This window comes from Algirhabdus cladophorae, from assembly GCF_044772865.1.
GTDB lineage: Bacteria > Pseudomonadota > Alphaproteobacteria > Rhodobacterales > Rhodobacteraceae > Algirhabdus > Algirhabdus cladophorae.
In genome coordinates this window covers 684,518-707,273 of sequence record NZ_CP173029.1, presented here as the reverse complement: position 1 = coordinate 707,273, position 22,756 = coordinate 684,518, and the positions used below count along the sequence as shown (strand labels likewise).

The 22,756-nt window shown below is 57.0% G+C and carries 22 protein-coding genes; 17 read left to right on the top strand and 5 right to left on the bottom strand.

The window, feature by feature from the left end:
- Positions 1-17 precede the first annotated feature (17 nt).
- Positions 18-890, top strand: coding sequence for a glutathione S-transferase (locus tag ACIRQ6_RS03415; RefSeq protein WP_420862736.1), 873 nt, complete (start codon positions 18-20; stop codon positions 888-890).
- Positions 891-955: 65 nt separating this feature from the next.
- Entirely contained in the window at positions 956-2,467 is a 1,512-nt protein-coding gene (locus ACIRQ6_RS03410; RefSeq protein WP_420862735.1) for a YifB family Mg chelatase-like AAA ATPase, read from the top strand.
- On the opposite strand, the gene gshB is transcribed toward ACIRQ6_RS03410, so the two are convergent.
- The 3 genes from gshB to rsmI form a co-directional block, all read right to left on the bottom strand.
- Positions 2,464-3,396, bottom strand: coding sequence for a glutathione synthase (gshB, locus tag ACIRQ6_RS03405; protein WP_420863842.1), 933 nt, complete (start codon positions 3,394-3,396; stop codon positions 2,464-2,466). The genes ACIRQ6_RS03410 and gshB overlap by 4 nt on opposite strands.
- Positions 3,397-3,464: 68 nt before the next feature.
- Positions 3,465-3,824 (bottom strand): YraN family protein, encoded by a 360-nt coding sequence (locus tag ACIRQ6_RS03400; RefSeq protein ID WP_420862734.1) that lies wholly within the window; start codon positions 3,822-3,824, stop codon positions 3,465-3,467.
- Positions 3,821-4,672: a 16S rRNA (cytidine(1402)-2'-O)-methyltransferase gene (rsmI, locus tag ACIRQ6_RS03395; RefSeq protein WP_420862733.1), complete on the bottom strand. Its 852-nt coding sequence runs from the start codon at positions 4,670-4,672 to the stop codon at positions 3,821-3,823. Before rsmI ends, ACIRQ6_RS03400 begins: the two co-directional genes overlap by 4 nt.
- Positions 4,673-4,819: 147 nt before the next feature.
- On the opposite strand from rsmI, the gene ACIRQ6_RS03390 reads away from it, so the two are divergent.
- The 3 genes from ACIRQ6_RS03390 to murJ are packed head-to-tail and all read left to right on the top strand — an operon-like array spanning position 4,820 to position 10,279.
- A complete protein-coding gene (locus ACIRQ6_RS03390) occupies positions 4,820-5,959 on the top strand; it encodes a penicillin-binding protein activator (protein WP_420862732.1) in 1,140 nt (379 codons plus the stop codon).
- Positions 5,868-8,741, top strand: coding sequence for a [protein-PII] uridylyltransferase (locus ACIRQ6_RS03385; protein ID WP_420862731.1), 2,874 nt, complete (start codon positions 5,868-5,870; stop codon positions 8,739-8,741). The genes ACIRQ6_RS03390 and ACIRQ6_RS03385 overlap by 92 nt, the downstream gene beginning before the upstream one ends.
- Complete coding sequence (murJ, locus tag ACIRQ6_RS03380) at positions 8,738-10,279, top strand: murein biosynthesis integral membrane protein MurJ (protein ID WP_420862730.1); 1,542 nt, start codon at positions 8,738-8,740, stop codon at positions 10,277-10,279. Before ACIRQ6_RS03385 ends, murJ begins: the two co-directional genes overlap by 4 nt.
- Here murJ and ACIRQ6_RS03375 read toward each other — a convergent pair.
- On the bottom strand, positions 10,276-10,965 hold the full coding sequence (locus ACIRQ6_RS03375) for a rhomboid family intramembrane serine protease (protein WP_420862729.1): 690 nt from the start codon (positions 10,963-10,965) through the stop codon (positions 10,276-10,278). The genes murJ and ACIRQ6_RS03375 overlap by 4 nt on opposite strands.
- Positions 10,966-11,037: 72 nt before the next feature.
- On the opposite strand from ACIRQ6_RS03375, the gene trpS reads away from it, so the two are divergent.
- The gene (gene trpS, locus ACIRQ6_RS03370; RefSeq protein ID WP_420862728.1) at positions 11,038-12,054 is read left to right on the top strand and encodes a tryptophan--tRNA ligase; all 1,017 of its coding nucleotides are present in this window, start codon (positions 11,038-11,040) and stop codon (positions 12,052-12,054) included.
- A 394-nt stretch (positions 12,055-12,448) separates the two neighbouring features.
- Here the strand turns inward: trpS and ACIRQ6_RS03365 are convergent, their stop codons facing one another.
- On the bottom strand, positions 12,449-12,931 hold the full coding sequence (locus ACIRQ6_RS03365; RefSeq protein WP_420862727.1) for a hypothetical protein: 483 nt from the start codon (positions 12,929-12,931) through the stop codon (positions 12,449-12,451).
- A gap of 148 nt (positions 12,932-13,079) precedes the next feature.
- On the opposite strand from ACIRQ6_RS03365, the gene ACIRQ6_RS03360 reads away from it, so the two are divergent.
- From ACIRQ6_RS03360 to ACIRQ6_RS03310, 11 genes are all read left to right on the top strand, one after another.
- Positions 13,080-14,243 (top strand): iron-containing alcohol dehydrogenase, encoded by a 1,164-nt coding sequence (locus tag ACIRQ6_RS03360; RefSeq protein ID WP_420862726.1) that lies wholly within the window; start codon positions 13,080-13,082, stop codon positions 14,241-14,243.
- Positions 14,244-14,302: 59 nt separating this feature from the next.
- On the top strand, positions 14,303-15,172 hold the full coding sequence (locus tag ACIRQ6_RS03355; RefSeq protein ID WP_420862725.1) for a branched-chain amino acid aminotransferase: 870 nt from the start codon (positions 14,303-14,305) through the stop codon (positions 15,170-15,172).
- A 9-nt stretch (positions 15,173-15,181) separates the two neighbouring features.
- Entirely contained in the window at positions 15,182-15,754 is a 573-nt protein-coding gene (locus tag ACIRQ6_RS03350) for a GNAT family N-acetyltransferase (RefSeq protein WP_420862723.1), read from the top strand.
- Positions 15,755-15,827: 73 nt separating this feature from the next.
- Entirely contained in the window at positions 15,828-16,283 is a 456-nt protein-coding gene (locus ACIRQ6_RS03345; protein WP_420862722.1) for a universal stress protein, read from the top strand.
- Positions 16,280-17,149: a DMT family transporter gene (locus tag ACIRQ6_RS03340; RefSeq protein ID WP_420863841.1), complete on the top strand. Its 870-nt coding sequence runs from the start codon at positions 16,280-16,282 to the stop codon at positions 17,147-17,149. The genes ACIRQ6_RS03345 and ACIRQ6_RS03340 overlap by 4 nt, the downstream gene beginning before the upstream one ends.
- 128 nt (positions 17,150-17,277) lie before the next feature.
- A complete protein-coding gene (locus ACIRQ6_RS03335; protein WP_420862721.1) occupies positions 17,278-17,841 on the top strand; it encodes a NifU family protein in 564 nt (187 codons plus the stop codon).
- A 12-nt stretch (positions 17,842-17,853) separates the two neighbouring features.
- Positions 17,854-18,456, top strand: coding sequence for a tRNA (adenosine(37)-N6)-threonylcarbamoyltransferase complex dimerization subunit type 1 TsaB (gene tsaB / locus ACIRQ6_RS03330; RefSeq protein WP_420862720.1), 603 nt, complete (start codon positions 17,854-17,856; stop codon positions 18,454-18,456).
- Position 18,457: 1 nt separating this feature from the next.
- Entirely contained in the window at positions 18,458-18,871 is a 414-nt protein-coding gene (locus ACIRQ6_RS03325; RefSeq protein WP_420862719.1) for a GNAT family N-acetyltransferase, read from the top strand.
- A gap of 179 nt (positions 18,872-19,050) precedes the next feature.
- Positions 19,051-20,046, top strand: a complete 996-nt coding sequence (locus tag ACIRQ6_RS03320; RefSeq protein WP_420862718.1) for a BMP family lipoprotein — start codon at positions 19,051-19,053, stop codon at positions 20,044-20,046.
- Between the two features lie 69 nt (positions 20,047-20,115).
- Positions 20,116-21,654, top strand: coding sequence for an ABC transporter ATP-binding protein (locus tag ACIRQ6_RS03315; protein ID WP_420862717.1), 1,539 nt, complete (start codon positions 20,116-20,118; stop codon positions 21,652-21,654).
- Positions 21,655-22,755, top strand: a complete 1,101-nt coding sequence (locus ACIRQ6_RS03310; protein ID WP_420862716.1) for an ABC transporter permease — start codon at positions 21,655-21,657, stop codon at positions 22,753-22,755. It abuts the gene before it with no gap.
- Position 22,756: the final 1 nt, after the last annotated feature.

Below are 22,756 nucleotides of genomic sequence, written 5' to 3'. Positions count from 1 at the left end.
GCAACTAGCCTAATCCCATGAGCTACACACTTTATATAGGCGACCGCAGGTTTTCCACGTGGTCCATGCGCGGATGGCTGATGCTGGCAGCATTTGACATCCCTCACCGGTCCCAGTTGGTTGGCCTTTATTCTGGATCCATGGCCGACGATTTGGCCCATATGCCGCTGGCCCGCTTGGTACCGGTTCTGGAAATGTCCGATGGGCGCTACACCCAAGACAGCCTTGCCATGGCCGAAACTCTGCACGAAGAAAATCCGGGCGCAGGCCTTTGGCCCAGCCGCGCCGATCACCGACTGCGCGCGCGCTGGATGGTCGGCGAAATGCACTCGGGCTTTTCCCATATCCGCAACGATTGTCCCGGCGATTTACTAGGCCAGATCGAAGGCTTTAAACCATCCCAAGGCGTGCTGGATGACTTGGCGCGGGTTGAGGCGCTCTTTGCTTCTGCTTGGGCCATGGATGGCACCGAGGGTGGTTGGCTATTTGGCGACTACAGCTTGGCAGATGTGTTTTTTGCGCCGCTTGCTGGGCGGATCGCCACGTATAATCTGCCTGTGTCAAAGGCAACGCAGGCCTATGTGCAGCGCCATCTAAACCATTCGCTGTTTCGGCAATGGCGGGCCATGGGCCTGACAAAAACCTATGAACCATGTCCCTACTATCCGGAATTGACCCGTGGCGCTTGGCCTGGACCAGCAGCGATCACGGCCCAAGCCTGCCTATCAGGCCCTGCTGAAAACGCCACTTGCCCCTATTCCGGCGATCCGGTGACCGATTTTCTGACGATCGACGGCCGTGTCTTTGGCTTTTGCAACGCATTTTGCCGCGACAAGACGGTGATCGACCCCGCCGCATGGCCCGACTTCATGGCGCTCTATAATCGATAGCATTTACCATTCATAAACCATGTTCCTGCTAGGCGTTAAGAACTTCGTTAACGCTGGGCGGGACCATGATCTCAAGAACCTATACCGTTGCCTTTGAAGGGGTTGAGGCGCGCATCGTTCAGGTGCAATGCGCCGTGGCCCCCGGCTTGCCAGCGTTTTCCATCGTGGGCCTGCCGGACAAGGCTGTGTCCGAGGCGCGCGAACGGGTGCGCGCAGCTTTGGCGGCCCTTTCCATCGCTCTGCCTGCCAAGCGCATCACGATTAACCTCTCTCCGGCTGACTTACCCAAGGAAGGCTCGCATTTTGATCTTCCCATCGCCCTTGCCATCCTCGCCGCCATCGACGTGGTGCCAAAAGACACAGTCGAAGACGCGCTGAGCCTTGGCGAATTGTCCCTCGACGGGGCTTTGGTGGGCGTAGTGGGCGCCCTTCCAGCAGCCATGCGCGCGGCCCAAGACAATCTGACGCTCTATTGCCCCAAGGCCTGCGGGGCCGAGGCCGCATGGGTCGAAGCAACGCCGGTGATCGCCGCTGCCTCACTGGGGGATATGCTGCGCCACTTAACTGGCCAGTCCCTGCTCACCCCTGCAAAACAAGGGGTTCTGTCTCGTGCAGTCACTCACAAAGATATGTCCGAGGTCAAAGGTCAGGAAAAGGCCAAGCGCGCCTTGGAAATCGCCGCAGCGGGCCGTCACCATGTGATCATGGTTGGCACACCGGGATCCGGAAAATCAATGCTGGCCGCGCGTCTTCCCAGCATTCTGCCCCCGCTTAGCGCTATGGAAGCGCTGGAAACCTCGATGATCCATTCACTGTCGGGGCTGTTGGATGAAGGCGGGCTTTCCACCAGCCGCCCTTTCCAAGACCCGCATCACACGGCCTCAATGGCTGCAATTGTGGGCGGTGGTAAAGGGGCAAAACCCGGCGAAATTTCATTAGCCCACAACGGCGTGTTGTTCATGGATGAGTTCCCTGAATTTCCCCGCCCCGTGCTGGAAACCCTACGCCAACCCATCGAAACTGGCGAGGTCGTTGTGGCCCGCGCAAATGCCCATGTGCGCTATCCTTGCCGGTTCATGTTGGTGGCCGCAGCCAATCCGTGCAAATGCGGTTACTTGCCTGACCCCGCGCGGGCCTGCGCAAAAGTGCCCCTTTGTGGCGAAGATTATCTGGGCCGTATTTCTGGGCCATTGATGGATCGCTTTGACCTGCGCGTAGACGTCCCGCCCGTGGGTTTTGCCGATCTGGACGGCGAAGCAGACGGCGACACATCCGCCCAAATCGCCCAGCGCGTCATGCAAGCCCGCGACATTCAAACCCAGCGTTTCGAAGGCCACGACCACATGCGCGTCAACGCAGATGCCGAAGGCGCAGTTCTAGAAGACATCGCAACACCGGAACCCGCTGGCAAAGAATTACTATTAAAAGTTGCCGAGAAATTTGGCCTCTCGGCGCGGGGGTACCACAGGGTTCTGCGGGTCGCGCGCACGATTGCCGATCTTGATGGGGCCGCCGTCATCGCCCGCCCCCATATCGCCGAGGCCGTAGGCTTCAGACTGGCAATCAATCCGCCCTAAAGCTTGGCTTCGATCGCCTGCCAGATCTTTTCAGCGATATTGACACCATCAAAACGTTCAAGCTCTTGAATGCCCGTAGGTGAGGTCACGTTAATCTCGGTCAAATAGTCACCAATCACGTCGATCCCAACAAAAACCTGCCCTTTTTCACGCAAAAGCGGGCCGATGGCGGCGCAAATCTCTTTGTCGCGGGCGCTAAGGCCGATCTTTTCGGGGCGCCCCCCCACATGCATGTTCGAACGGGTCTCGCCCGCAGCAGGCACACGGTTGATCGCGCCGACAGCCTCACCATCGACCAAAATCACGCGTTTGTCGCCATTGGACACATCAGGCAGGAACTTTTGCACAATCAAAGGCTCGGAATTGATCCCACAGAACAGTTCATGCAGCGAAGTCATGTTTTTGTCGTCTGGCCCAAGGCGGAACACACCCGCACCACCATTGCCATAAAGCGGCTTGAGGATGATATCCCCGTGCAGCGCTTTGAATGCTTTGAGTGTCTCCAGATCACGGGCGATGGTCGTGGGCGGCGTGAGATCGGGAAAATCCAATACCAGAAGCTTTTCAGGGTAATTGCGCACCCAAAACGGGTCGTTCACCACCAAGGTTTCCCCCTTGAGCCGGTCCAACAAATGGGTCGTTGTGATATAGCCCATGTCAAACGGCGGGTCTTGGCGCAGCCAAACCACATCAACATCGCCTAGATCCACAGTTTCCTCTGGTCCAAGGTCGACGTGATTGCCCTGCTCGCGCCGCAACACCATTCCATGCCCTCGGGCCGTGATGCGCCCTGCCTCATAGGCCAGTTTGTCAGGCGTGTAGAAAAACAAGGAATGCCCGCGCGCTTGCGCTTCTTCGGCCAAACGAAAGCTGCTGTCGGCGTTGATATCGACATCCGTAATCGGGTCCATCTGGAATGCAATTTTCAAGGCCATGCTGTATCCTTCCCTTGGGTTCGCCACCTACATGGCGCAGCCACGGCAGAGGTTCAATGGGGCTAGAGCCCGCCAAAGGCGTTTTCGGCCACCTGCACAGTGCCTGTGCTGTCAACCACAGCCAGATCAAACCGCGCCTCGTGATCCAACGTGCCATAAGCCGCCGCCAGATATTCCGCTGCAGCCCCAATAATGCGAGCCTGCTGGCGCGCGCCCAAAGCCCGTGCAGCCTTTTCGAAACTACGGCTTTTCTTCACTTCAACGAAAACCAAGCCACTGGCACCTTGGACAACCAGATCAATCTCGCCACTTTGCCCACGCCACCGGCTGGCACAAAGAGAATATCCGGCGTCTAGATAGTGCCGTGCCACGCTGTCCTCGGCTGCAAGGCCTGCATGATAGTTGGTCAGGCTTTGGCTCATTTATCCAGATCCAAGGCCAGCTGATACACCGTGCGGCGCGGCACATCCAATTCCGTTGCGACCTGTGCAATGGCGTCCTTGCGGCTAAGGGTTTCCATAGCGATCCGCAGACTTTCCTCAATACTGGCATGATCGGCGACCACAGCTGAAGCGCGGTCCACAACCACGACAATCTCGCCCTTGGGGCGCTTATTTTCTATGGCCAACAACACTTCCGACACTGATCCGCGCAGGACCTCCTCAAATCGTTTGGTCAATTCGCGACATACCGCAATCTGCCGCTCGCCCAGAGTGTCGGACATATCCGCTAACAAGGCGTGAATACGTTTTGGCGATTCAAAAATAAGCAGTGTGGCCTGCACATCACCCAATCCACCCAACCATTTGCGCCGCGCAGCCTTGGCATTGGGGGCAAAGCCAGCAAACAAAAAACGATCGCTGGGCAACCCCGACAGGGTCAACGCCGCCAAAGGCGCCGACGGGCCCGGTGCGCAAGTGACCATATGCCCCTCTTCAGCGGCCAACTTGGCCAAGGCATAGCCCGGATCCGCCACCAAAGGGCTGCCCGCCTCAGACGCATAGGCCACAGATTTACCCGCCGCCAACAGCTTCATCAGGCCGGGCCGGGCTTTAGTGCCATTGTGGTCATGATAGGCGATCATCTGACGTCCATTTAGTGGCACGCCGTGGATATCCATCAAGCGTTTTGTGGTGCGCGTGTCTTCGGCGGCAATAACGTCTGCACTGGCAAGGATATCCAACGCCCGCAATGTAATGTCACGGGCCGTCCCAATCGGGGTTGCGACAAAGTATAAACCGGCGCTTAGTGGCTTAATTTCATAATTCATGACTCGACCCGCCCTCCACAGTGGCTATATTCGCGCGTGACGAAGCGCTACATCAAGGCGCTCAAAAAGACCAATGGGGGAATAGTCGTCATCATGTTGAAGGTTGCAAGTATTGCGCGTCGGCGCGTTTTAAAATCACTGGCGGTTATGTCTTTTGCGGCGCTCGCCGCCTGCGAGCCTGTGTCCCTATCCGGGCCATCGCTCAGCGGCAATGCAGGTCAGCAAATTGACCCATCGGCCCCTGTGCCTGTGGCCCTTTTGGTGCCGATGCAATCGGGCCAATCCAGCGATACCCTATTAGCGCAAGACTTTGAAAAAGCAGCGCGTTTGGCGATTGGTGATCTGAGCAACGTCAAAATAGACCTCAAGGTCTACAACACCGCAGGCACCGAGGCGCAGGCCGCCAGTGCCGCCACCCAAGCCGCAAACGACGGTGCAAAAATTATCATTGGCCCCCTGTTTGCCAACGCAGCAAATGCCGCTGGCGTCGCGGTTGCCTCGCGCAACATCAATGTTCTGGCCTTTTCCAACAACGCGTCCATTGCAGGCGGCAATGTCTTTATTTTGGGGGCAACCTTCCAAAACACCGCTAACCGGCTCAGCCAATTTGCAAAACGCCAAGGCCGCAACCGCGTTCTGGTTGTGCACGCAGATGACGTGGCCGGTCAGGTCGGACGCGACGCGATTGTGCGCGCCGCAGACCGGTCAGGCCTTCAGGTCGCCGGCATCCAAAGCTATCCTTTGTCGCAACAAGGCATCGTCGGGGCCGCCCAAGGCATCGCTGCCACGGCCCAATCCACCGGTGCAGACACCACATTCATGACAGCCAATCCCGCCAGCGATTTGCCGCTGCTGTCCTCAGCTTTAGGTGACAATGGCATCAATGGTGCATCCACAATGTTGCTGGGCCTGTCGCGCTGGTCTGCCCAGCCCCAAGTACCCGCACTGCCCGCGTTGCAAGGTGGCTACTTCACACTGGCCGATCGCGCGCTCGAGACGAATTTCCAGAAACGCTATTCTGCCGCTTATGGCGCGAACCCGCATCCTTTGGCAGGTCTGGCCTATGACGCCGTTGCGGCCATCGGGGCCTTGGCTGGCACGGGGTCGCCTGATGCGTTGACAGCAGGATCGCTGACCCGCAACTCAGGCTTTGTAGGGACCCAAGGCATCTTCCGCTTGCGGGCCGATGGCACGAATGAGCGTGGCTTGGCCGTGGCACAAATCCGAGACCAACAAGTCGTGGTCGTGGAACAAGCCCCGAAAAACTTCTCTGGCGCAGGTTTCTGATATTCCTGACATTCTGACACATGACCTGCCGGACGGCTTGATTTGCCCTCCGGCAGAGATCTTTGACGCACCACAGATTTGGACGGCGCTCGCTGCCGATATTTCGGCCTTAGGGCCAAACCCGGATGCCAAAGCCGTGCGAACGGCCACGGTGGACTGTCTGTCACAGGCCCAAACCACAGGGCGCGCGACCATCAAGGCCCATATTACCCGACAGCCCTTTGTGTCACGGCCCGCGACCCAAGCCTATGCCTATCTGACCGACAATATGGTGCGTGTTGTCTTGCGCGTGGCCTCCGAAATTCTGCATCCCGCCCCCAACAGGACCGAAGCGGAAAAGTTGGCGGTCTTTGCTGTAGGTGGGTACGGGCGCAATGAAATGGCCCCGCATTCGGATGTCGATCTGCTGTTCTTATCCCCCTACAAATTGACCCCTTGGGCCGAGAGCGTGATCGAATCCATGCTCTACATGATGTGGGATCTGAAACTCAAAGTCGGCCACTCCAGCCGCACAATCAAAGACTGCATTCGTTTGGCCCGCGAGGATTATACCATCCGCACCTCATTGGTCGAACAGCGTCTTATTGCAGGCGACATCCAGCTTGCGTCCGAGCTGACAACACGGCTTTGGCAGGACTTGTTCAAATCAACAGGCCGCGACTTTATCGAAGCCAAACTGGCGGAACGGGCTGATCGTCACAAAAAGCAAGGCGGCCAACGCTATGTGGTTGAACCCAATGTGAAAGAGGGCAAAGGCGGCTTGCGAGATCTGCAATCGCTGTTCTGGATCGCCAAATACCTAAATGATGTGGACAACCCACGCGATCTGGTGGGGCTTGGGCTGTTTACCACGGACGAGTTCGAGACCTTTATCAAGGCCGAGGATTTTCTGTGGGCCGTGCGCAACCAACTGCACCTGATCACGAACCGCGCCATGGATCAGTTGACCTTTGATCTACAGGTCGAAGTGGCGGAAGCCATGGGATACAAAGCCACCGAAGGGCGCCGCGCCGTCGAAGTGTTTATGCAAGACTACTTCCTGCACGCCACCAAAGTAGGCGAGCTGACCCGCATTTTCCTGACCCAACTCGAAGCCAATCACACCAAACCCGAACCCATGCTGGCCCGTCTGTTTGCACGGCAACCCAAGGTCAAGGCAGGCTTTGAAATCCAGCAAAATCGCATCACATTCGAGGACGAAGCCCAGTTTTTGGCAGCCCCCTTGAACATCTTGCATTTGTTTGAAGAGGCCCTGCGGACGGGCTACCTGCTGCACCCGGATGCAATGCGCGTAATTGCCGCCAATTTGGATTTGATTGACGACACTCTGCGCACCCGACCTGAGGCGCAAAAGATGTTCTTGGGTCTTATGCTGAAACACGGCAATCCCGAACGCGCGTTGCGCCGGATGAACGAACTGGGCGTTTTGGGCGCGTTCATTCCCGAGTTTAAAAACATCGTCGCGATGATGCAGTTCAATATGTATCACTCCTACACCGTGGACGAACACACGATCCAATGCATCAGCAATCTGGCGCAAATAGAACGCAGCGAATTGATCGAAGAATTGCCCGTGGCCTCTTCGATCCTAAACGAGGGTGTGAACCGAAAAGTCCTTTATGTGGCCTTGTTGCTGCATGACATCGGCAAAGGTCGCCCCGAGGATCACAGCATCATTGGTGCACAAATTGCCCGCCGGGTGGCCCCGCGATTAGGACTGAACAAAGACGAGGTGGAAACCGTTGAATGGCTGGTGCGCTATCACTTGCTGATGTCTGATACCGCGCAAAAACGCGACATCGCCGATCCGCGCACTGTGCGCGACTTTGCCAAGGCCGTGACCACTGTTAAACGCTTGAACCTGCTGACCGTGCTGACCGTTTGCGATATCCGTGGCGTCGGGCCAGATGTTTGGAACAATTGGAAAGCGGCCCTGATCCGCGCCCTCTACCGGCAAACCCGGCGGGGCCTTGAGAACGGGCTGGAGGATATCAACCGCACCACCCGTGGCTTTGAGGCCAAGAAGAATCTGCGCGCTGCCTTGCCCAATTGGGATAAAAAGGCACTCAGGGCCGAAACCAACCGCCATTATCCGCCCTATTGGCAAGGGTTGCACGTAACAGCCCATGTGGATTTTGCCCTTCTTCTGGCAGATGTGCGGGACGATCAAATCTCGCTCAAGCTGACACCGGATGAGGACCGTGATGCCACACGCGCCTGTTTTGCCATGCCAGATCATCCAGGCATCTTTAGCCGGATCTCGGGTGCACTGGCCTCCGTGGGGGCCAATGTGGTCGACGCGCGCAGCTACACCACCAAAGACGGCTACGTCACAGCTGTGTTCTGGGTCCAAGATGCCGCTGAGACACCGTTCGAAGCCAGCCGCCTGCCGCGTCTGACCCAGATGCTGGAGAAAATCCTCAAAGGCGAAGTCTTGGCCCGCGACGCACTGGAACCCCGCGACAAGTTGAAAAAGCGCGAAAAAGCCTTCCGCGTGCCGACAACGATCACCTTCGACAACGAAGGCTCAGACATCTACACCATTATCGAAGTCGACACCCGCGACCGGCCGGGGTTGTTATTCGACCTGACCCGCACCTTTGCCAATTCCAACATCTATATCGCCAGCGCCGTGATCGCGACTTATGGCGAACAAGTGGTGGACACTTTCTATGTCAAAGATATGTTCGGTCTGAAATTCCACGCGGAAAGCAAACAAAAATCCATTGAGAAATGGCTCCGCGAAGCCATCAACGAGGGATCGGAACGGGCGCGATCATGACCCCGATCCGGTTGATATCAGGATTTTTGACCGTTGGCGTTTGGACGCTGCTCAGCCGCGTCTTGGGATTTGTGCGCGACATCATGATCGCAGCCTTTTTGGGCGCAGGCCCTGTGGCAGAAGCGTTCCTGATCGCGTTTTCGCTGCCCAATATGTTCCGCCGGTTCTTTGCCGAAGGCGCGTTTAACATGGCCTTTGTACCGATGTTCTCCAAAAAACTTGAGGCAGGCGATGATCCCGAGGGCTTTGCTCGGGACGCATTGACCGGACTTGCCTCGGTACTGATTGTTTTTACGGTTTTGGCGCTTTTTGCGATGCCCTATTTGGTCTGGGCCATGGCCAGTGGGTTTGTCGGTGATGTGCGCTTTGATTTGGCCGTCAACTTTGGCCGTATCGCGTTTCCGTATATCCTGTTTATCTCGCTTGCGGCCCTTCTGTCCGGCGTGCTGAATGCTATGGGCCGTTTTGTGGCCGCAGCAGCCGCCCCTGTTGTCCTCAATATTGTCTTTATCGCAGCCCTTTTGCTGGCCACTGCCCTAGGTTGGCCAATGGGCACCACGCTGGCTTGGGCCGTACCAGTTGCTGGCATCGGGCAATTGGCGTTGGTCTGGTGGTCGGCCAGCAAGGCCGGGATCGACATCACACCGCGCCGCCCGCGCATGACGCCGGATCTGAAACGGCTTGCAATCATCGCAGCCCCGGCTGCCTTGGCCGGCGGCGTGATGCAGGTCAATCTGCTGGTTGGCCGCCAAGTCGCCAGTTTCACCGAAGGGGCCATCGCGTGGCTGAACTACGCCGACCGCCTGTATCAATTGCCATTAGGCGTTGTTGGCATTGCGATTGGTGTCGTGTTGTTGCCCGATCTCAGCCGCAAGCTGCAGGCAGGCGACGACGAAGGCGGGCGTTATAGTTTCAACCGCGCCACCGAATTGAGCCTTGCCCTGACCATCCCTGCAGCCATTGCCCTGCTGGCCATCCCGTTCGAGCTGATTTCAGTTCTGTTTCAACGTGGCGCGTTCACCCAAAGCGACAGCGAAGCCACAGCGCTGGCTTTATCGATCTACGGTCTCGGCCTGCCTGCGTTTGTTCTGCAAAAGGCGCTTCAGCCGCTCTATTTTGCCCGCGAGGACACCAAACGTCCCTTCTATTTCGCGCTGGTCTCTCTGGTGGTAAATGCTGTGTTGGCCATTGGGTTGATAAGCAGCTTTGGCTTCTTGGCCGCGGCCATCGGCACATCAGTAGCCGCTTGGGCTATGGTGTTGCTGTTGTGGCTGGGCGCGCGGTCCATGGGGCCTGCCGCACAGTTTGACGCCAGATTTGCCGACCGCCTGCCCAAAATCATGATTGCCTCGATTGGCATGGGTTTGGTTTTGGTGGCGTTTTCCGGCGTGCTGGCCCCGATGATCGCCAGCGCGGGTCTGCGCTATATCGGATTGGCCCTCCTGATCAGCCTCGGCATCACCAGCTATTTCGGCACAGCCCACCTGACAGGGGCTTTCACCTTTGGCGAGTTGCGTCAGGCCTTGAAGCGCCGCTAGTCCCGCCGGATCCGCCTGATCAATTCCCCAAGGCCCCCCGGACGTACCAAAGGCGACAGGATCAAACCGATCACAAAACCCGCAATATCAGCCACCCACGAGGGATCACTTCCAAAGAGCAGTCCAAACACCAGCTGAAACCCCATCAAAAAGCCAATCAGCGAAAAAGCCCGCAATTGCTGGGCACCCATTTGCCCCAGTCGCAGCCACAAAAGATAGGTAAATGCCCCGATCAGTCCATAAGCCCCGGGAAACGCACCAACCAAAGGAAAGTTCAAATCCGTAAAGGCGCCATAGGCCAAAGCCCCGAAAATACTGGCCGCAAAGAAAATGACCAGCACCGCCACAGGCCGAAACACCCGCCCCACCATATTGCCCAGCGCCAGAATAAACACGATGCTAAAGATCGCACTGGTAAACGACAGATGCACAAATGGATAACTGACAAAGCGCATCAATCGGTTGCCCGAGGTCACACCACGTTCCACATAGTCTTGGACGATGACCCCGTAAAACCCGTAGTCCTGCACAGCCGCCGTGCGCCAGCCGATGCCCTGCGCCCCGCCCAAAATGCCCCGTTCCGCCAAAGACAACGCGATCTCGATTACCGCCAAGACAGCCGCCAAGGCCACAACGACAGGCGGTAACGGGTTAAAGGGCGCAGTTGTGTTGGGGGGCTGTTGCATGGGCTTTCCTTGACGATCTACCGGCTCAGAGTTAAGCGACACCAACGCCGATTGCCAGCAGGATCCGAACCTATGTCCGAGACACACTTTACCCCCCGCGTCTTTTCCGGCATCCAGCCGTCTGGCGGATTGACCCTAGGCAACTACCTTGGCGCGATCAAACGGTTCGTGGCTATGCAAGACGATGGGATCGAGACGCTGTATTGCATGGTTGATCTGCATGCGATCACAGTGCCACAAAGCCCCGCTGACCTGCGCCACAACACCCGCGAATTGGCCGCGGGCTATATCGCGGCGGGTCTGGATCCAGCGAAATCCATGTTGTTCAACCAATCCCAAGTGCCCGAGCATGCACAGCTGGGCTGGATCTTTAACTGTGTTGCCCGCATGGGCTGGATGCAGCGTATGACCCAATGGAAAGACAAAGCGGGCAAGAACCAGCAAAACGCCTCGCTGGGCTTGTTTGCCTATCCATCTCTGATGGCCGCTGATATCTTGATCTATCACACGACCCACGTGCCTGTGGGCGAGGATCAAAAACAGCATATCGAGCTGACCCGCGACATCGCCGCTAAGTTCAATCACGACTACGGTGTGGATTTCTTTCCCATGACCGAACCTGTGATTGAAGGCAGTGCCACGCGGGTGATGAGCCTGCGCGATGGATCCAAGAAGATGTCAAAATCGGATCCCTCAGACATGAGCCGGATCAATATGACCGACACGGCTGATGACATTGCCAAGAAGATCCGCAAAGCTAAAACCGATCCAGATCCGCTGCCTGCCAGCCTTGATGATTTGGCGGACCGACCCGAGGCCCGCAACCTGATCAACATCTATGCAGCCCTCGAAGGCAGCGACGCCCAAACTGTTCTGACCCAATTCGAAGGTCAGCAGTTTGGCACGTTCAAACCACAACTCTCGGATTTAGCCGTGGCCAAGCTGGGCCCGATTGGCGCTGAAATGGAGCGTTTAATGCAGCACACGGATGAAATCGACAAGATCCTTGCCTCGGGTGCCGAGCGCGCACGGGCCATCGCCGAGCCGATCTTGGCCAAAACCTACCAGATCGTCGGGATGGTCCGTTAAATATCCCCCACGGACTGTCACAAAACAGAATCAAACATCTGCGAGCGTGCGCAGTGTCACAAGCCTGTCCCGGCTCAGACAGTGATGTTTGATCGCCTATACTGTCCCTCGCGATCCCACATCCGGCTCTTGCGCGCGCCCCCTGCGAGCAAGAGCCTTTTTGCATCCAAACTCCAATCACTCAGCTTCGGTAAGCTCTGCTATACAGGCCTGAAGTCGCGCAAGTGCTTGTAAAGTTTTGCTGTCATCTGTCGGGAAACGGGTCGTTATACTCAACGTCCCATGAGCCTTCTCCTCCACTTGTGTGCCAGCGTTCGGGGATCGAACAATTGTGCGAATTGGCTTTGGGAACTGCCAAGGCTTAAAGCACAAATACAATTGAAGTTTGCCTTGATCAGGCGCCACGAAATCCGGACGCTTTGTCATAAATGGGTTGCACCAACATGGCCTGCGAAAACACAGCACAGGCTTTTGAAACAATAGCGCGCGACGTTTGATCCATTGTTTGGTCCAGATGCACCTCCCAATAGGTGGTCTGCCCCGTGAAATCCGTTAATCGATCTGCCTTCGGATCAGTCTCACCCGGAATAGCGCCGTTCACAGTCACTCCAAAGTGACGACAAAATTGCGTTAGGCTTATTGTGCCATCATAGACACCCCCAATATCGACCTGCAAAACACAGCGCCCATCAAGGGCGTCTTGGCCAATCGTAGTCGCCACATGCACAGCCAACCGGCCACCGCGGTATCGCACATAGACATCACAACCGTCATGGGTTTCGCCGTAAAACTGCGTGGGACAGGATCCGCCTGCCGCCAATTTCGCCAAATCAAGCCCCAGCGGTTCAGGCACTTGTGGCGTGTAAAAGCCCATCATGACCCATCTCCTCAGCACGTCTGACACAGTATCAGCCCTGGTAAGGGCACTCATTCATCCACAAACCCAAATCGGCGCACATGGGGCCTTTCCGTTTGTCTAGGACACTTCTAGGCTGCCGGAAACTCTGCAAAAGGATCAACTGCTCATGCTGGCTCACTCCATTGGCCGTGTTCAATCGCCCCGGATCATTCGCATTGGCGGTGGCGTCGCCCGCGAGCTGGCGGACGTGTTACAGCAGCTTGGCCTGTCGCACCCATTGATCGTGACTGACCCCAATATGGCGGATCTGGGCCACCTGTCGGTCATCACAGATGTTCTGGATGCCGCCCAAATTGCATGGGGACTGTTTGATCGCGTGGTCGAGGACCCAACCGATGCCTGCGTCGACGACGGGTTGCAGGCCTTGGCCCAAGCCCCCTACGATTGCATCATCGGCTTTGGTGGCGGCAGTCCAATGGACACAGCCAAGGCCATTAGCTTTATGTCGGTCAATCCCGGTCATGTGCGCGACTACAAAGCACCGGCACAAATCGATCGCTGCGGCCCACCTGTCATTGCAATCCCCACAACCGGCGGCACAGGGTCAGAACTGACCCGGTGGTGCGTGATCACCGACACCAAATCACCAGAGAAATACAATCTGTCGGGCCTTGGATGTGTGGCCACCGCCGCCCTGATTGACTGGACCTTTACCACCACAAAACCCGCGCGGATCACGGCAGATACAGCCGTCGACAGCCTGACCCACGCGATTGAAGCCTACGTCAGCCGCCGCGCCTTTGCCTACACCGATGCCTTTGCCCTGTCGGCGATGCCGCTGATCGCCCGCCACGTTCGCACCGCCATCCATGACCCGCAAAACCCCACCGCACGTGAGGCTTTGATGCTGGCCGCATCTCAGGCAGGCATGGCGTTTTCCAATGCATCCGTGGCCTTGGTCCACGGCATGAGCCGCCCCATTGGGGCGCATTTCCACGTGGCCCATGGCCTGTCCAACGCCATGCTTTTGCCAGTAGTCACCGCCTATTCCGTGGCCGCGGCCCCTGTCCGCTATGCCACCTGCGCACGGGTTATGGAGATGGCTACAGACCACGACAGCGACGACATGGCCTGCGCCAAATTGGTGGCCGGTTTGGAACAATTGAATATCGATCTGGACGTGCCATCGCCGGCGCGGTTAGGCCATGTGGCTGACGACGAAATGCTCCAACTAATGGCGGATCAGGCGCTCGCCTCAGGCTCGCCCCAAAACAATCCTAAAGTGCCGTCGTCGGATCAAATTATTACCCTCTACAAACAGATGTGGTGACTGGACCTTAGCCCCATTGCCGCCTACCCTCATCCGACACCGCAAGAAGGGCTAGACCAATGGCAATGGGCAAAACGATCAAGACATATTTCCAAGGCGCTTGGCACGACGGCGATGTGGCGATCATGAATGCAGGTGATCATGGCGCATGGCTGGGCAGCAATGTCTTTGACGGGGCACGTATGGTCAACGGCTTGGTGCCCGACCTCGATCTGCACTGCGCACGCGTCAATGCCTCAGCCGAGGCGCTGATGATCACGCCGACAGTCAACACGCCCGATATGATCAAACTGGTGCAGGAGGGTTTGGCCCTCTTTGATCCCGGCACGCCTGTTTATATCCGTCCCATGTATTGGGCGATTGATGGCGGTGATCTGGGCATTTTGCCGTCGCCCGACACCACAGGGTTTACCATCTGCCTAGAGGAAATACCCTTTGCCCCACCAACAGCCACCGCGACCCTGACCACCACCCAGTTTCGCCGCCCAACGCTGGACAACAATGTGGTCAACGCCAAGGCAGGCTGCCTTTATCCCAACAATAACCGCATGTTGGCCGAAGCACGATCCAAAGGTTTTACCAATGTTCTGTCTACGGATGTGGCGGGCAACGTCGCCGAAACAGCAACTGCAAATATCTTTATGGTCAAGGATGGCGTGGTCAAAACACCCATCGCCAATGGCACGTTCCTTGCCGGGATCACACGTGCCCGGCACATCTCTAATTTGCGCGCTGCCGATGTCACAGTCGTAGAACAGGTGCTGACCTACGCCGACTTCCATGCCGCCGACGAAGTGTTCATGTCCGGCAATATGTCCAAGGTGACGCCTGTCACCCAATTTGAGGACACCCACTATCAAGTCGGTCCTCTGACCCAGAAAACCCGCGATCTTTATTGGGACTGGGCCGCCCAACACCCCCTGATCTGACGTGATGCTATGTCGCCGACCACGCTGACCCCCACGCTCGCGTCAACTCGATTGATCTTGCGGTCCGTGGCTTTGGACGATGCGCCTGCAATGCAGCAGCATTTTGCCAATTGGGAGATCATCAAGGACATTGGTGGTATCCCATGGCCCTATCCCAAGAACGGATCCCTCGACTACATCGAGCGCAGGCTGAAAGACAGCACGCAGCAAGAACTGTATTTTTGGGGGATCTTTTGGCATCAAGAGCCCCGCGCGCTGATCGGGGTAATTGAATACAAATTCGCCAAGGACGATCCAGAAAATCGCGGCTTTTGGATCGCACAGGACTATTGGGGCCAAGGGCTGATGACCGAAGCCGTGGGGGTAACCCAAGACTATGTCTTTGATGTCCTGCAAAAGCCGCGGTTGTGCGTGACAACCAGATCGACCAATCTTGCCTCAAAGGCGGTGAAAGACAAAACCGGCGCTTATAAAATCGGCGTCAATACAGGGCAGTATCAAGACGGCGAACAGCCTCAGGATATTTGGGAAATCACCCCGCACAGTTGGGCTGCAGCCAAATCCAAGCTGAAACAAAGGTAAAGCCCAGAATTGAGTGGCGCAACCTCGCGGCCCACGGTAGTCTTGGCCGCTGGCAATCAGGGAGGCACAGCACATGCGCAAGTTTTTGGTGGTCTTGGACGACAGCCGCGAATGCCTCAATGCAATGCGTTTTGCGGCCATGCGCGCGGCAAATACCGGCGGTGGCGTCGAAGTCTTGTCAGTGATCCCGCCCGAGGAGTTTAATCACTGGATTGGCGTGGGCGCGATTATGCGCGAAGAGGCCCGCGAACGGATCGAAGTGCATTTCGAGGTTTTTGCCAAATGGATGCGCGACAAGCAAAACATCAACCCAGAACTGGTCATCCGCGAGGGCGAACCCCTGCGCGAGATTTTGGCCCAAGTCCAAGACGACAGCGACATCGGCGTGCTGGTGCTGGGGGCTGCTACAGATGGCAAAGGCCCCGGGCCTTTGGTCACTGCCCTGACCAAATCCGCAGGCGACCTTCCTGTTCCAATCACAATTGTGCCCGGTGATATGACCAAAGACCGGCTTGAGGCAATCACCTGAACCAGACCCTGCTCAAACTGGCACCATTTGCGTTCCTAGGCCTTTGGTCTGCGGGATACGGCATTGCCAGTCTTGCTCTGCGTTATACTGATCCCATGACTTTGCTGTTGCTGCGCTTTTTGTGTGTGATTGCGATCATGGCCGTTATGTTTGCCGTTCTGCGCCCGCCGCTGCCCAAAACCCGCGCGGATTGGGGTCATCTGGCCCTTGTGGGGCTCTTTATTCAAACCATCTACTTTGGCTTTTCCTACTATGCTTTTGACATTGGTATCGCTGTGGGCACCGTCGCCTTGATCATGTCGTTTCAACCGATCCTCGTGGCAATCCTTGCCCCCACCAGCACCGGTGAAAGGGTCAGTCGCAAACGCTGGATGGGCCTTATGCTGGGACTCTTGGGCACAGGGCTGGTGATCACGGCGCGCTCGACGGTCGAGGCCCCGCCGCTGATCGGATTTGTCTTTTGCGCAATCGCTCTTGCCGGGATTACATCGGGCAGCCTGTGGGAGAAACGGTTTGGGCTGGACCATCATCCCGTCACTTCGAACCTCATCGGCTACAGCGCGGGCTTGATTGGTTTGATCCCCTTTATTATCGCCCAAGACGGCTACCACGTGGATTGGACATGGCAGTTTGGCGCAGCTCTGGCCTATTTGGTGATCGGCAATTCCGTGATCGCAGTCAGCCTGCTTTTGGCGATGATCCGCGCGGGCGATGTAAGTTCTGTCTCGTCCCTGTTATTCCTCGTCCCCCCCCTTGCGGCCCTCATCGCCTGGCTCTTGGTCGGGGAAACAATGCCGCTTTGGGGCTGGGCTGGTATCGGCATCGCTGCCGTGGGTGTCTACATCGCTACCCGCAAAAGCATTTGAGCGGTCTTTAGTCGTCAAATACCTTGGGGCTTGGGGCAAAGCCCCAAAAATCATTTCTTAGAATAATTCTAAAACTTGACATCAGGCCACCTCAATCGCATATCTGGATCAACTTAAGGAGCTCCGCGATGTTCATTCAGACAGAATCCACACCAAACCCCGCCACGTTAAAGTTCCTGCCGGGTCAGGAAGTCATGGATGTTGGCACAGCCGATTTCGCCAGTGCACAAGCCGCAGAGAAGTCTCCGCTTGCGGGCCGTATCTTTGCAGTTGAAGGCGTCACTGGCGTGTTCTTTGGACTAGACTTCGTCACGGTTACCAAAGCCGACGCTGCTGAATGGGACCATATCAAACCCGCTATTCTGGGCGCGATCATGGAACATTACCAATCCGGTGCGCCTGTCATGGCCGAAGGCACAAAACCTGCCTCTGGCCACGCCGAACATACTGGCGAAGATGCTGAAATTGTGGGACAAATCAAAGAATTGCTGGACACCCGCGTGCGCCCAGCCGTGGCCCAAGATGGCGGCGATATCACCTTTCACGGGTTCGAGCGCGGTGTGGTCTATCTGCACATGCAAGGCGCTTGTGCGGGATGCCCGTCCTCGACGCTCACCCTGAAGATGGGCATCGAAAACCTGTTGCGCCATTACATCCCAGAAGTGGTGGAAGTCCGTCCTGTCGCGGCCTAACCGCACCACCCCGTGATCCTCGCCTTTGACACCTCCGGGGCTTATTGCACCGCCTGTATTATGGATGCAGGCGGCCAAAACCTGTTGACCACAGCCCATGAGCCGATGACCAAAGGTCAGGCCGAACGACTGATGGATCTGCTGACCGAACAACTGCAGTTCGCCAATCTGGCATGGTCTGACCTGACAAAAATTGCTGTGGGCACGGGCCCCGGAAACTTTACCGGCATCCGCATCTCTGTTGCAGCGGCCAGGGGGTTGGCCCTTGGCCTCGGGATCCCGGCCGTGGGCGTCTCGGCCCTGCAAGCCGCCACTTTCGGGCAAAACACCCCCTGTTACGGACTGGTCGAGGCACGCGGTGGCACCTGTTATTGGCAAGGCGCCCATGGGGCCGACCCCCAAATCGTCATGGGCCAAGAGGCCGACATCCCCACCGATGCCCCGGTTTTTGGGGCGGGATTGGGCCACCGCCCCGCCTATCCGATTGCCCAAGCCATTGCGCGGGTGGCAGCGCCCCTGTCGGATCAACCGCGCCCCAAGCCGCTATATGTGCGCCAACCGGATGCCGCACCGCCCCGTGACCTGCCGCCTAAAATTCTACCGGACGCGGTATGACATGACCCCGCTGGAAATGGCGCAACTGCACGCCTTGTGCTTTGAAACACCCCGACCTTGGACCGCGCAGGAATTTGCCCAGCAAACCAGCGCGCCCTTGGTGCGCAGTATCGTTTTGGACCACAGCTTTGCCTTGATCCGCTGCATCGCGGGCGAGGCGGAAATTCTGACCTTGGCCACAGATCCCAACCACCGCCGCCGCGGTTTGGCACGCACCCTGCTGGCAGCTATCGATGCACACCCCGATATCCACACCGTGTTTCTCGAGGTCGCTGCAAACAATAGGGCCGCCCGGGCGCTTTACACCTCTAACGGGTACCGCGAATCTGGGCTGCGGCGCGATTATTACCGCACCCCAGAGGGCAGCCGGATCGATGCGCTGTTGCTAGAAAAGACGCTGACCTTGCGTCCGTAAGGCTAAGTTCTGAGCATTCAACAGAAAACCACCCATTCCATAGGCAAAAAGCGGTTGACCCTTGCCGCCCATCAAGGCCTAATCAAGCAATGATCTGACCAAGATCAACCTGCTCGCTGGGGGGTGACAGGTGCGCGATCCGCGACCGACCTCTCAGATAACAACCTTGGGAGACCCCTATGACCCTTATGAAATCACTCTTCGGTGCAGCCAGCGCCCTTGCCTTGACCGTTGGCGCAGCCGCGGCTGACCCTGCGATCATCTTTGATCTGGGCGGCAAGTTCGACAAATCCTTTAACGAGGCTGCATTCAATGGCGCCACCCGTTGGGCCGAAGAAACTGGCGGCAACTTTGCCGAAGTAGAACTGACATCCGACGCCCAACGCGAACAGGCCCTGCGCCGCTTTGCGGAATCTGGTGCAAACCCGATTGTAATGGCAGGTTTCGCCTTTGCCTCGGCCCTCAGCGAGGTCGCGGCAGACTACCCTGACACGAAATTTGCCATCATCGACATGGTCGTCGACCAGCCCAACGTGCGCTCGGTTGTATTTAACGAGCACGAAGGCAGCTTCTTGGTGGGCATGATGGCCGCCCAAGCGTCCAAAACCGGTGCTGTGTCCTTTATCGGCGGCATGGACATCCCACTGATCCGCAAATTTGCTTGCGGCTATGCCCAAGGTGCCAAAGCAGCCAATCCAGACATCAATGTGATTGCCAACATGACAGGCACAACACCTGCTGCTTGGAACGATCCGGTAAAAGGGTCCGAACTGACCAAGGCCCAGATCAGCCAAGGCTCTGACGTGGTCTATGCTGCCGCTGGCGGCACAGGCGTTGGCGTTTTGCAAACAGCCGCAGACGAGGGGATCCTTTCCATCGGTGTGGACAGCAACCAAAACTACCTGCACCCGGGTAAGGTTCTGACATCTATGATGAAACGGGTCGATAACGCGGTTTATAACGCGTTCAAAGATGGCGTAGATATGGAAGCAGGCTTTAACGTGATGGGCCTTGCAAATGACGGCGTTGGTTACGCATTGGACGAAAACAATGCCTCCTTGGTGTCGGCCGAAATGAAAGCAATGGTTGACGAAGCCTCGGCAAAAATCGTGTCCGGCGAGTTGATGGTCCACGACTATATGTCCGATGAGACCTGCCCTGCTTTGAACTTCTAAACACAAACAATTTGGGCCGCGCAGAGTATCTTGCGCGGCCCTTTCTCTTTCTTTTTCTAGGCGCGCTTTATGTCTGATATCGCCCCCGCAATCGAACTGGTTGGGATCTCCAAAGCATTTGGGCCGGTGCAGGCCAACAAGGACATTTCGATCCGAGTAATGCCCGGAACAATCCATGGTATTATCGGTGAAAATGGCGCGGGCAAATCGACGCTAATGTCGATCCTTTACGGATTTTACAAAGCCGACAAAGGCGATGTATTTATCTCTGGCACCAAAACCGCCATTCCCGACAGCCAAGCCGCGATTGCGGCGGGCATCGGCATGGTATTCCAGCACTTCAAGCTGGTTGAAAACTTTAGTGTTTTGGAAAATGTGGTCCTCGGGGCCGAAGACGGCTGGAAACTGGGGCCGTCCCTGCGCAAGGCACGCAAACAATTGGTCGATCTGGCCGCAGAATATGAGTTGAACATCGATCCAGATGCCCTGATCCAAGATATTGGCGTCGGCATGCAGCAGCGGGTCGAAATCCTCAAGGCGCTGTACCGGCAAGCCGACATTCTGATCCTCGACGAACCTACGGGCGTGTTGACCCCGTCTGAGGCGGATCAGTTATTCCGCATCCTTGGACGTCTGCGCGAAGAGGGCAAGACGATCATCCTGATCACCCATAAACTGCGCGAAATCATGGAAATCACCGACACCGTCAGCGTGATGCGACGCGGTGAAATGACCGCAACGGTCAAAACCGCCGACACGTCACCCCAAGAGCTGGCCGAACTGATGGTCGGGCGCAAAGTTCTGCTGCGGGTGGAAAAAACGGCCCCCAAGGTGGGGGATTTGATCCTAGACGTGCAAAACCTGTCCGTCACCGATGACCAAGGGGTCAAGCGCCTCAAGGATATCTCGCTGCAAGTGCGCGCTGGCGAAATTCTGGGCATCGCAGGCGTGGCAGGCAACGGCCAATCTGAATTGCTGGAGGTGCTTGGCGGCATCCAGTCTGGCAACGGCGTAGTTTTGCTGAACGGTGATGCAATTGACCTAACCGGTAAGCTGTCTGATGGGCAAAGTCGGCGCAATCGGGGCATCGCCCATGTGCCCGAGGACCGTCAGCGCGAGGGGCTGATCATGCCTTACACCGCTTGGGAAAACACCGGTTTTGGCTACCACCACGACGCCAAATACAACCGCAATGCCTTGCTGATGAACAATGCAGCTTTGCGGGCCGATACCACTGAAAAGATGGAACGATTTGATGTCCGCCCGCCCAATCCAAAACTGGCGGCTAAGTCGTTTTCGGGCGGCAACCAGCAAAAGATCGTGCTGGCCCGCGAGATCGAGCGTAACCCAGACCTTCTGTTGATCGGCCAGCCTACGCGCGGCGTCGATATCGGCGCGATTGAATTTATCCACCAACAAATCGTGGCCCTGCGCGACCAAGGCAAAGCGATCTTGTTGGTCAGCGTCGAACTCGAGGAAATCCTCGCACTGAGCGACCGGATCGCTGTGATGTTTGACGGCCAGATCATGGGCGAACGCCTGCCTGATCAAACCGATGAAAAAGAACTGGGTCTGCTGATGGCAGGCATGACCGGGAAGGCTGCATAAATGGACGTTTTGCCAAAATGGGCTGATGTGATCCTGATCCCGCTGGTGGGACTGATCATGGCCGCGATCCTGTCGGGTCTGATGGTGCTTGCCTCGGGCCAAGATCCCGTGGCTGCGATCAATCTGATGGTCACGGGCGCCTTGGGGTCGACCTATGGCTGGGGCTATACGCTTTATTATGCGACCAATTTTATCTTCACAGGATTGGCTGTGGCCGTGGCTTTTCATGCCGCGCAATTCAACATTGGTGGCGAAGGTCAGGCGGCCTTGGGCGGCTTGGGTGTGGCGATTGTCTGCCTCTTTGTACCCTGGCCGCACTGGACGCTGGCATTGCTGGGCGCAATCGTCTCTGGGGCGGCGTTTGGCGCGCTCTGGGCGTTGATCCCCGCCTATCTTCAGGCCAAGCGCGGCAGCCATATCGTGATCACCACGATCATGTTCAACTTTATCGCAGCCTCTTTGCTGAACTACGTACTGGTGGGCCCGCTCAAACCCAAGGGCGCTATGGAACCGGCCACAGGCAAGTTCCCCGAGGCCACGCATTTGCCAACCCTGCATGACGTTCTGGCCCCCTTTGGTATTTCCTTTTCCAAAGCAGCGCCTGCCAATATCACCTTTATCATCGCCCTTCTGGCCTGCCTTTTGGTCTGGGTCCTGATTTGGCGCACGCGTCTGGGCTATGAGATCCGCGCCTTCGGGCATTCGGAATCTGCTGCGAAATACGCAGGCATCAGCCCCACAAAAATCATCGTCGTCTCGATGCTGATCTCAGGCGGACTGGCCGGTATGATGGCCATCAACAACGTCATGGGCGAGGCCGAACGCCTTGTCCTCAACAGCGTCGAGGGCGCAGGCTTTATCGGGATCGCCGTTGCCCTGATGGGCAGGTCGCACCCCTTTGGAGTTCTACTGGCCGCATTGCTGTTCGGCTTTCTCTACCAAGGCGGGGCCGAACTGGGTCTTTGGACAAAAATCCCACGCGAAATGGTCATCGTGATCCAAGCACTGGTGATCCTGTTCACTGGTGCGTTGGACAACATGATCCGCATGCCACTGGAAAAGATGTTTCTTGCCATGCGACGCAACAAGGCGGGAGGTTAGA

Bases quoted from the DNA above. Each gene is read 5' to 3' on its own strand.
- ACIRQ6_RS03415 (WP_420862736.1), top strand. From the start codon at position 18: ATGAGCTACACACTTTATATAGGCGACCGCAGGTTTTCCACGTGGTCC.
- ACIRQ6_RS03410 (WP_420862735.1), top strand. From the start codon at position 956: ATGATCTCAAGAACCTATACCGTTGCCTTTGAAGGGGTTGAGGCGCGC.
- ACIRQ6_RS03400 (WP_420862734.1), bottom strand. From the start codon at position 3,824: ATGAGCCAAAGCCTGACCAACTATCATGCAGGCCTTGCAGCCGAGGAC.
- rsmI (WP_420862733.1), bottom strand. From the start codon at position 4,672: ATGAATTATGAAATTAAGCCACTAAGCGCCGGTTTATACTTTGTCGCA.
- ACIRQ6_RS03390 (WP_420862732.1), top strand. From the start codon at position 4,820: ATGTCTTTTGCGGCGCTCGCCGCCTGCGAGCCTGTGTCCCTATCCGGG.
- ACIRQ6_RS03385 (WP_420862731.1), top strand. From the start codon at position 5,868: ATGAGCGTGGCTTGGCCGTGGCACAAATCCGAGACCAACAAGTCGTGG.
- murJ (WP_420862730.1), top strand. From the start codon at position 8,738: ATGACCCCGATCCGGTTGATATCAGGATTTTTGACCGTTGGCGTTTGG.
- ACIRQ6_RS03375 (WP_420862729.1), bottom strand. From the start codon at position 10,965: ATGCAACAGCCCCCCAACACAACTGCGCCCTTTAACCCGTTACCGCCT.
- trpS (WP_420862728.1), top strand. From the start codon at position 11,038: ATGTCCGAGACACACTTTACCCCCCGCGTCTTTTCCGGCATCCAGCCG.
- ACIRQ6_RS03365 (WP_420862727.1), bottom strand. From the start codon at position 12,931: ATGATGGGCTTTTACACGCCACAAGTGCCTGAACCGCTGGGGCTTGAT.
- ACIRQ6_RS03360 (WP_420862726.1), top strand. From the start codon at position 13,080: ATGCTGGCTCACTCCATTGGCCGTGTTCAATCGCCCCGGATCATTCGC.
- ACIRQ6_RS03355 (WP_420862725.1), top strand. From the start codon at position 14,303: ATGGCAATGGGCAAAACGATCAAGACATATTTCCAAGGCGCTTGGCAC.
- ACIRQ6_RS03350 (WP_420862723.1), top strand. From the start codon at position 15,182: ATGTCGCCGACCACGCTGACCCCCACGCTCGCGTCAACTCGATTGATC.
- ACIRQ6_RS03345 (WP_420862722.1), top strand. From the start codon at position 15,828: ATGCGCAAGTTTTTGGTGGTCTTGGACGACAGCCGCGAATGCCTCAAT.
- ACIRQ6_RS03335 (WP_420862721.1), top strand. From the start codon at position 17,278: ATGTTCATTCAGACAGAATCCACACCAAACCCCGCCACGTTAAAGTTC.
- ACIRQ6_RS03325 (WP_420862719.1), top strand. From the start codon at position 18,458: ATGACCCCGCTGGAAATGGCGCAACTGCACGCCTTGTGCTTTGAAACA.
- ACIRQ6_RS03320 (WP_420862718.1), top strand. From the start codon at position 19,051: ATGACCCTTATGAAATCACTCTTCGGTGCAGCCAGCGCCCTTGCCTTG.
- ACIRQ6_RS03315 (WP_420862717.1), top strand. From the start codon at position 20,116: ATGTCTGATATCGCCCCCGCAATCGAACTGGTTGGGATCTCCAAAGCA.
- ACIRQ6_RS03310 (WP_420862716.1), top strand. From the start codon at position 21,655: ATGGACGTTTTGCCAAAATGGGCTGATGTGATCCTGATCCCGCTGGTG.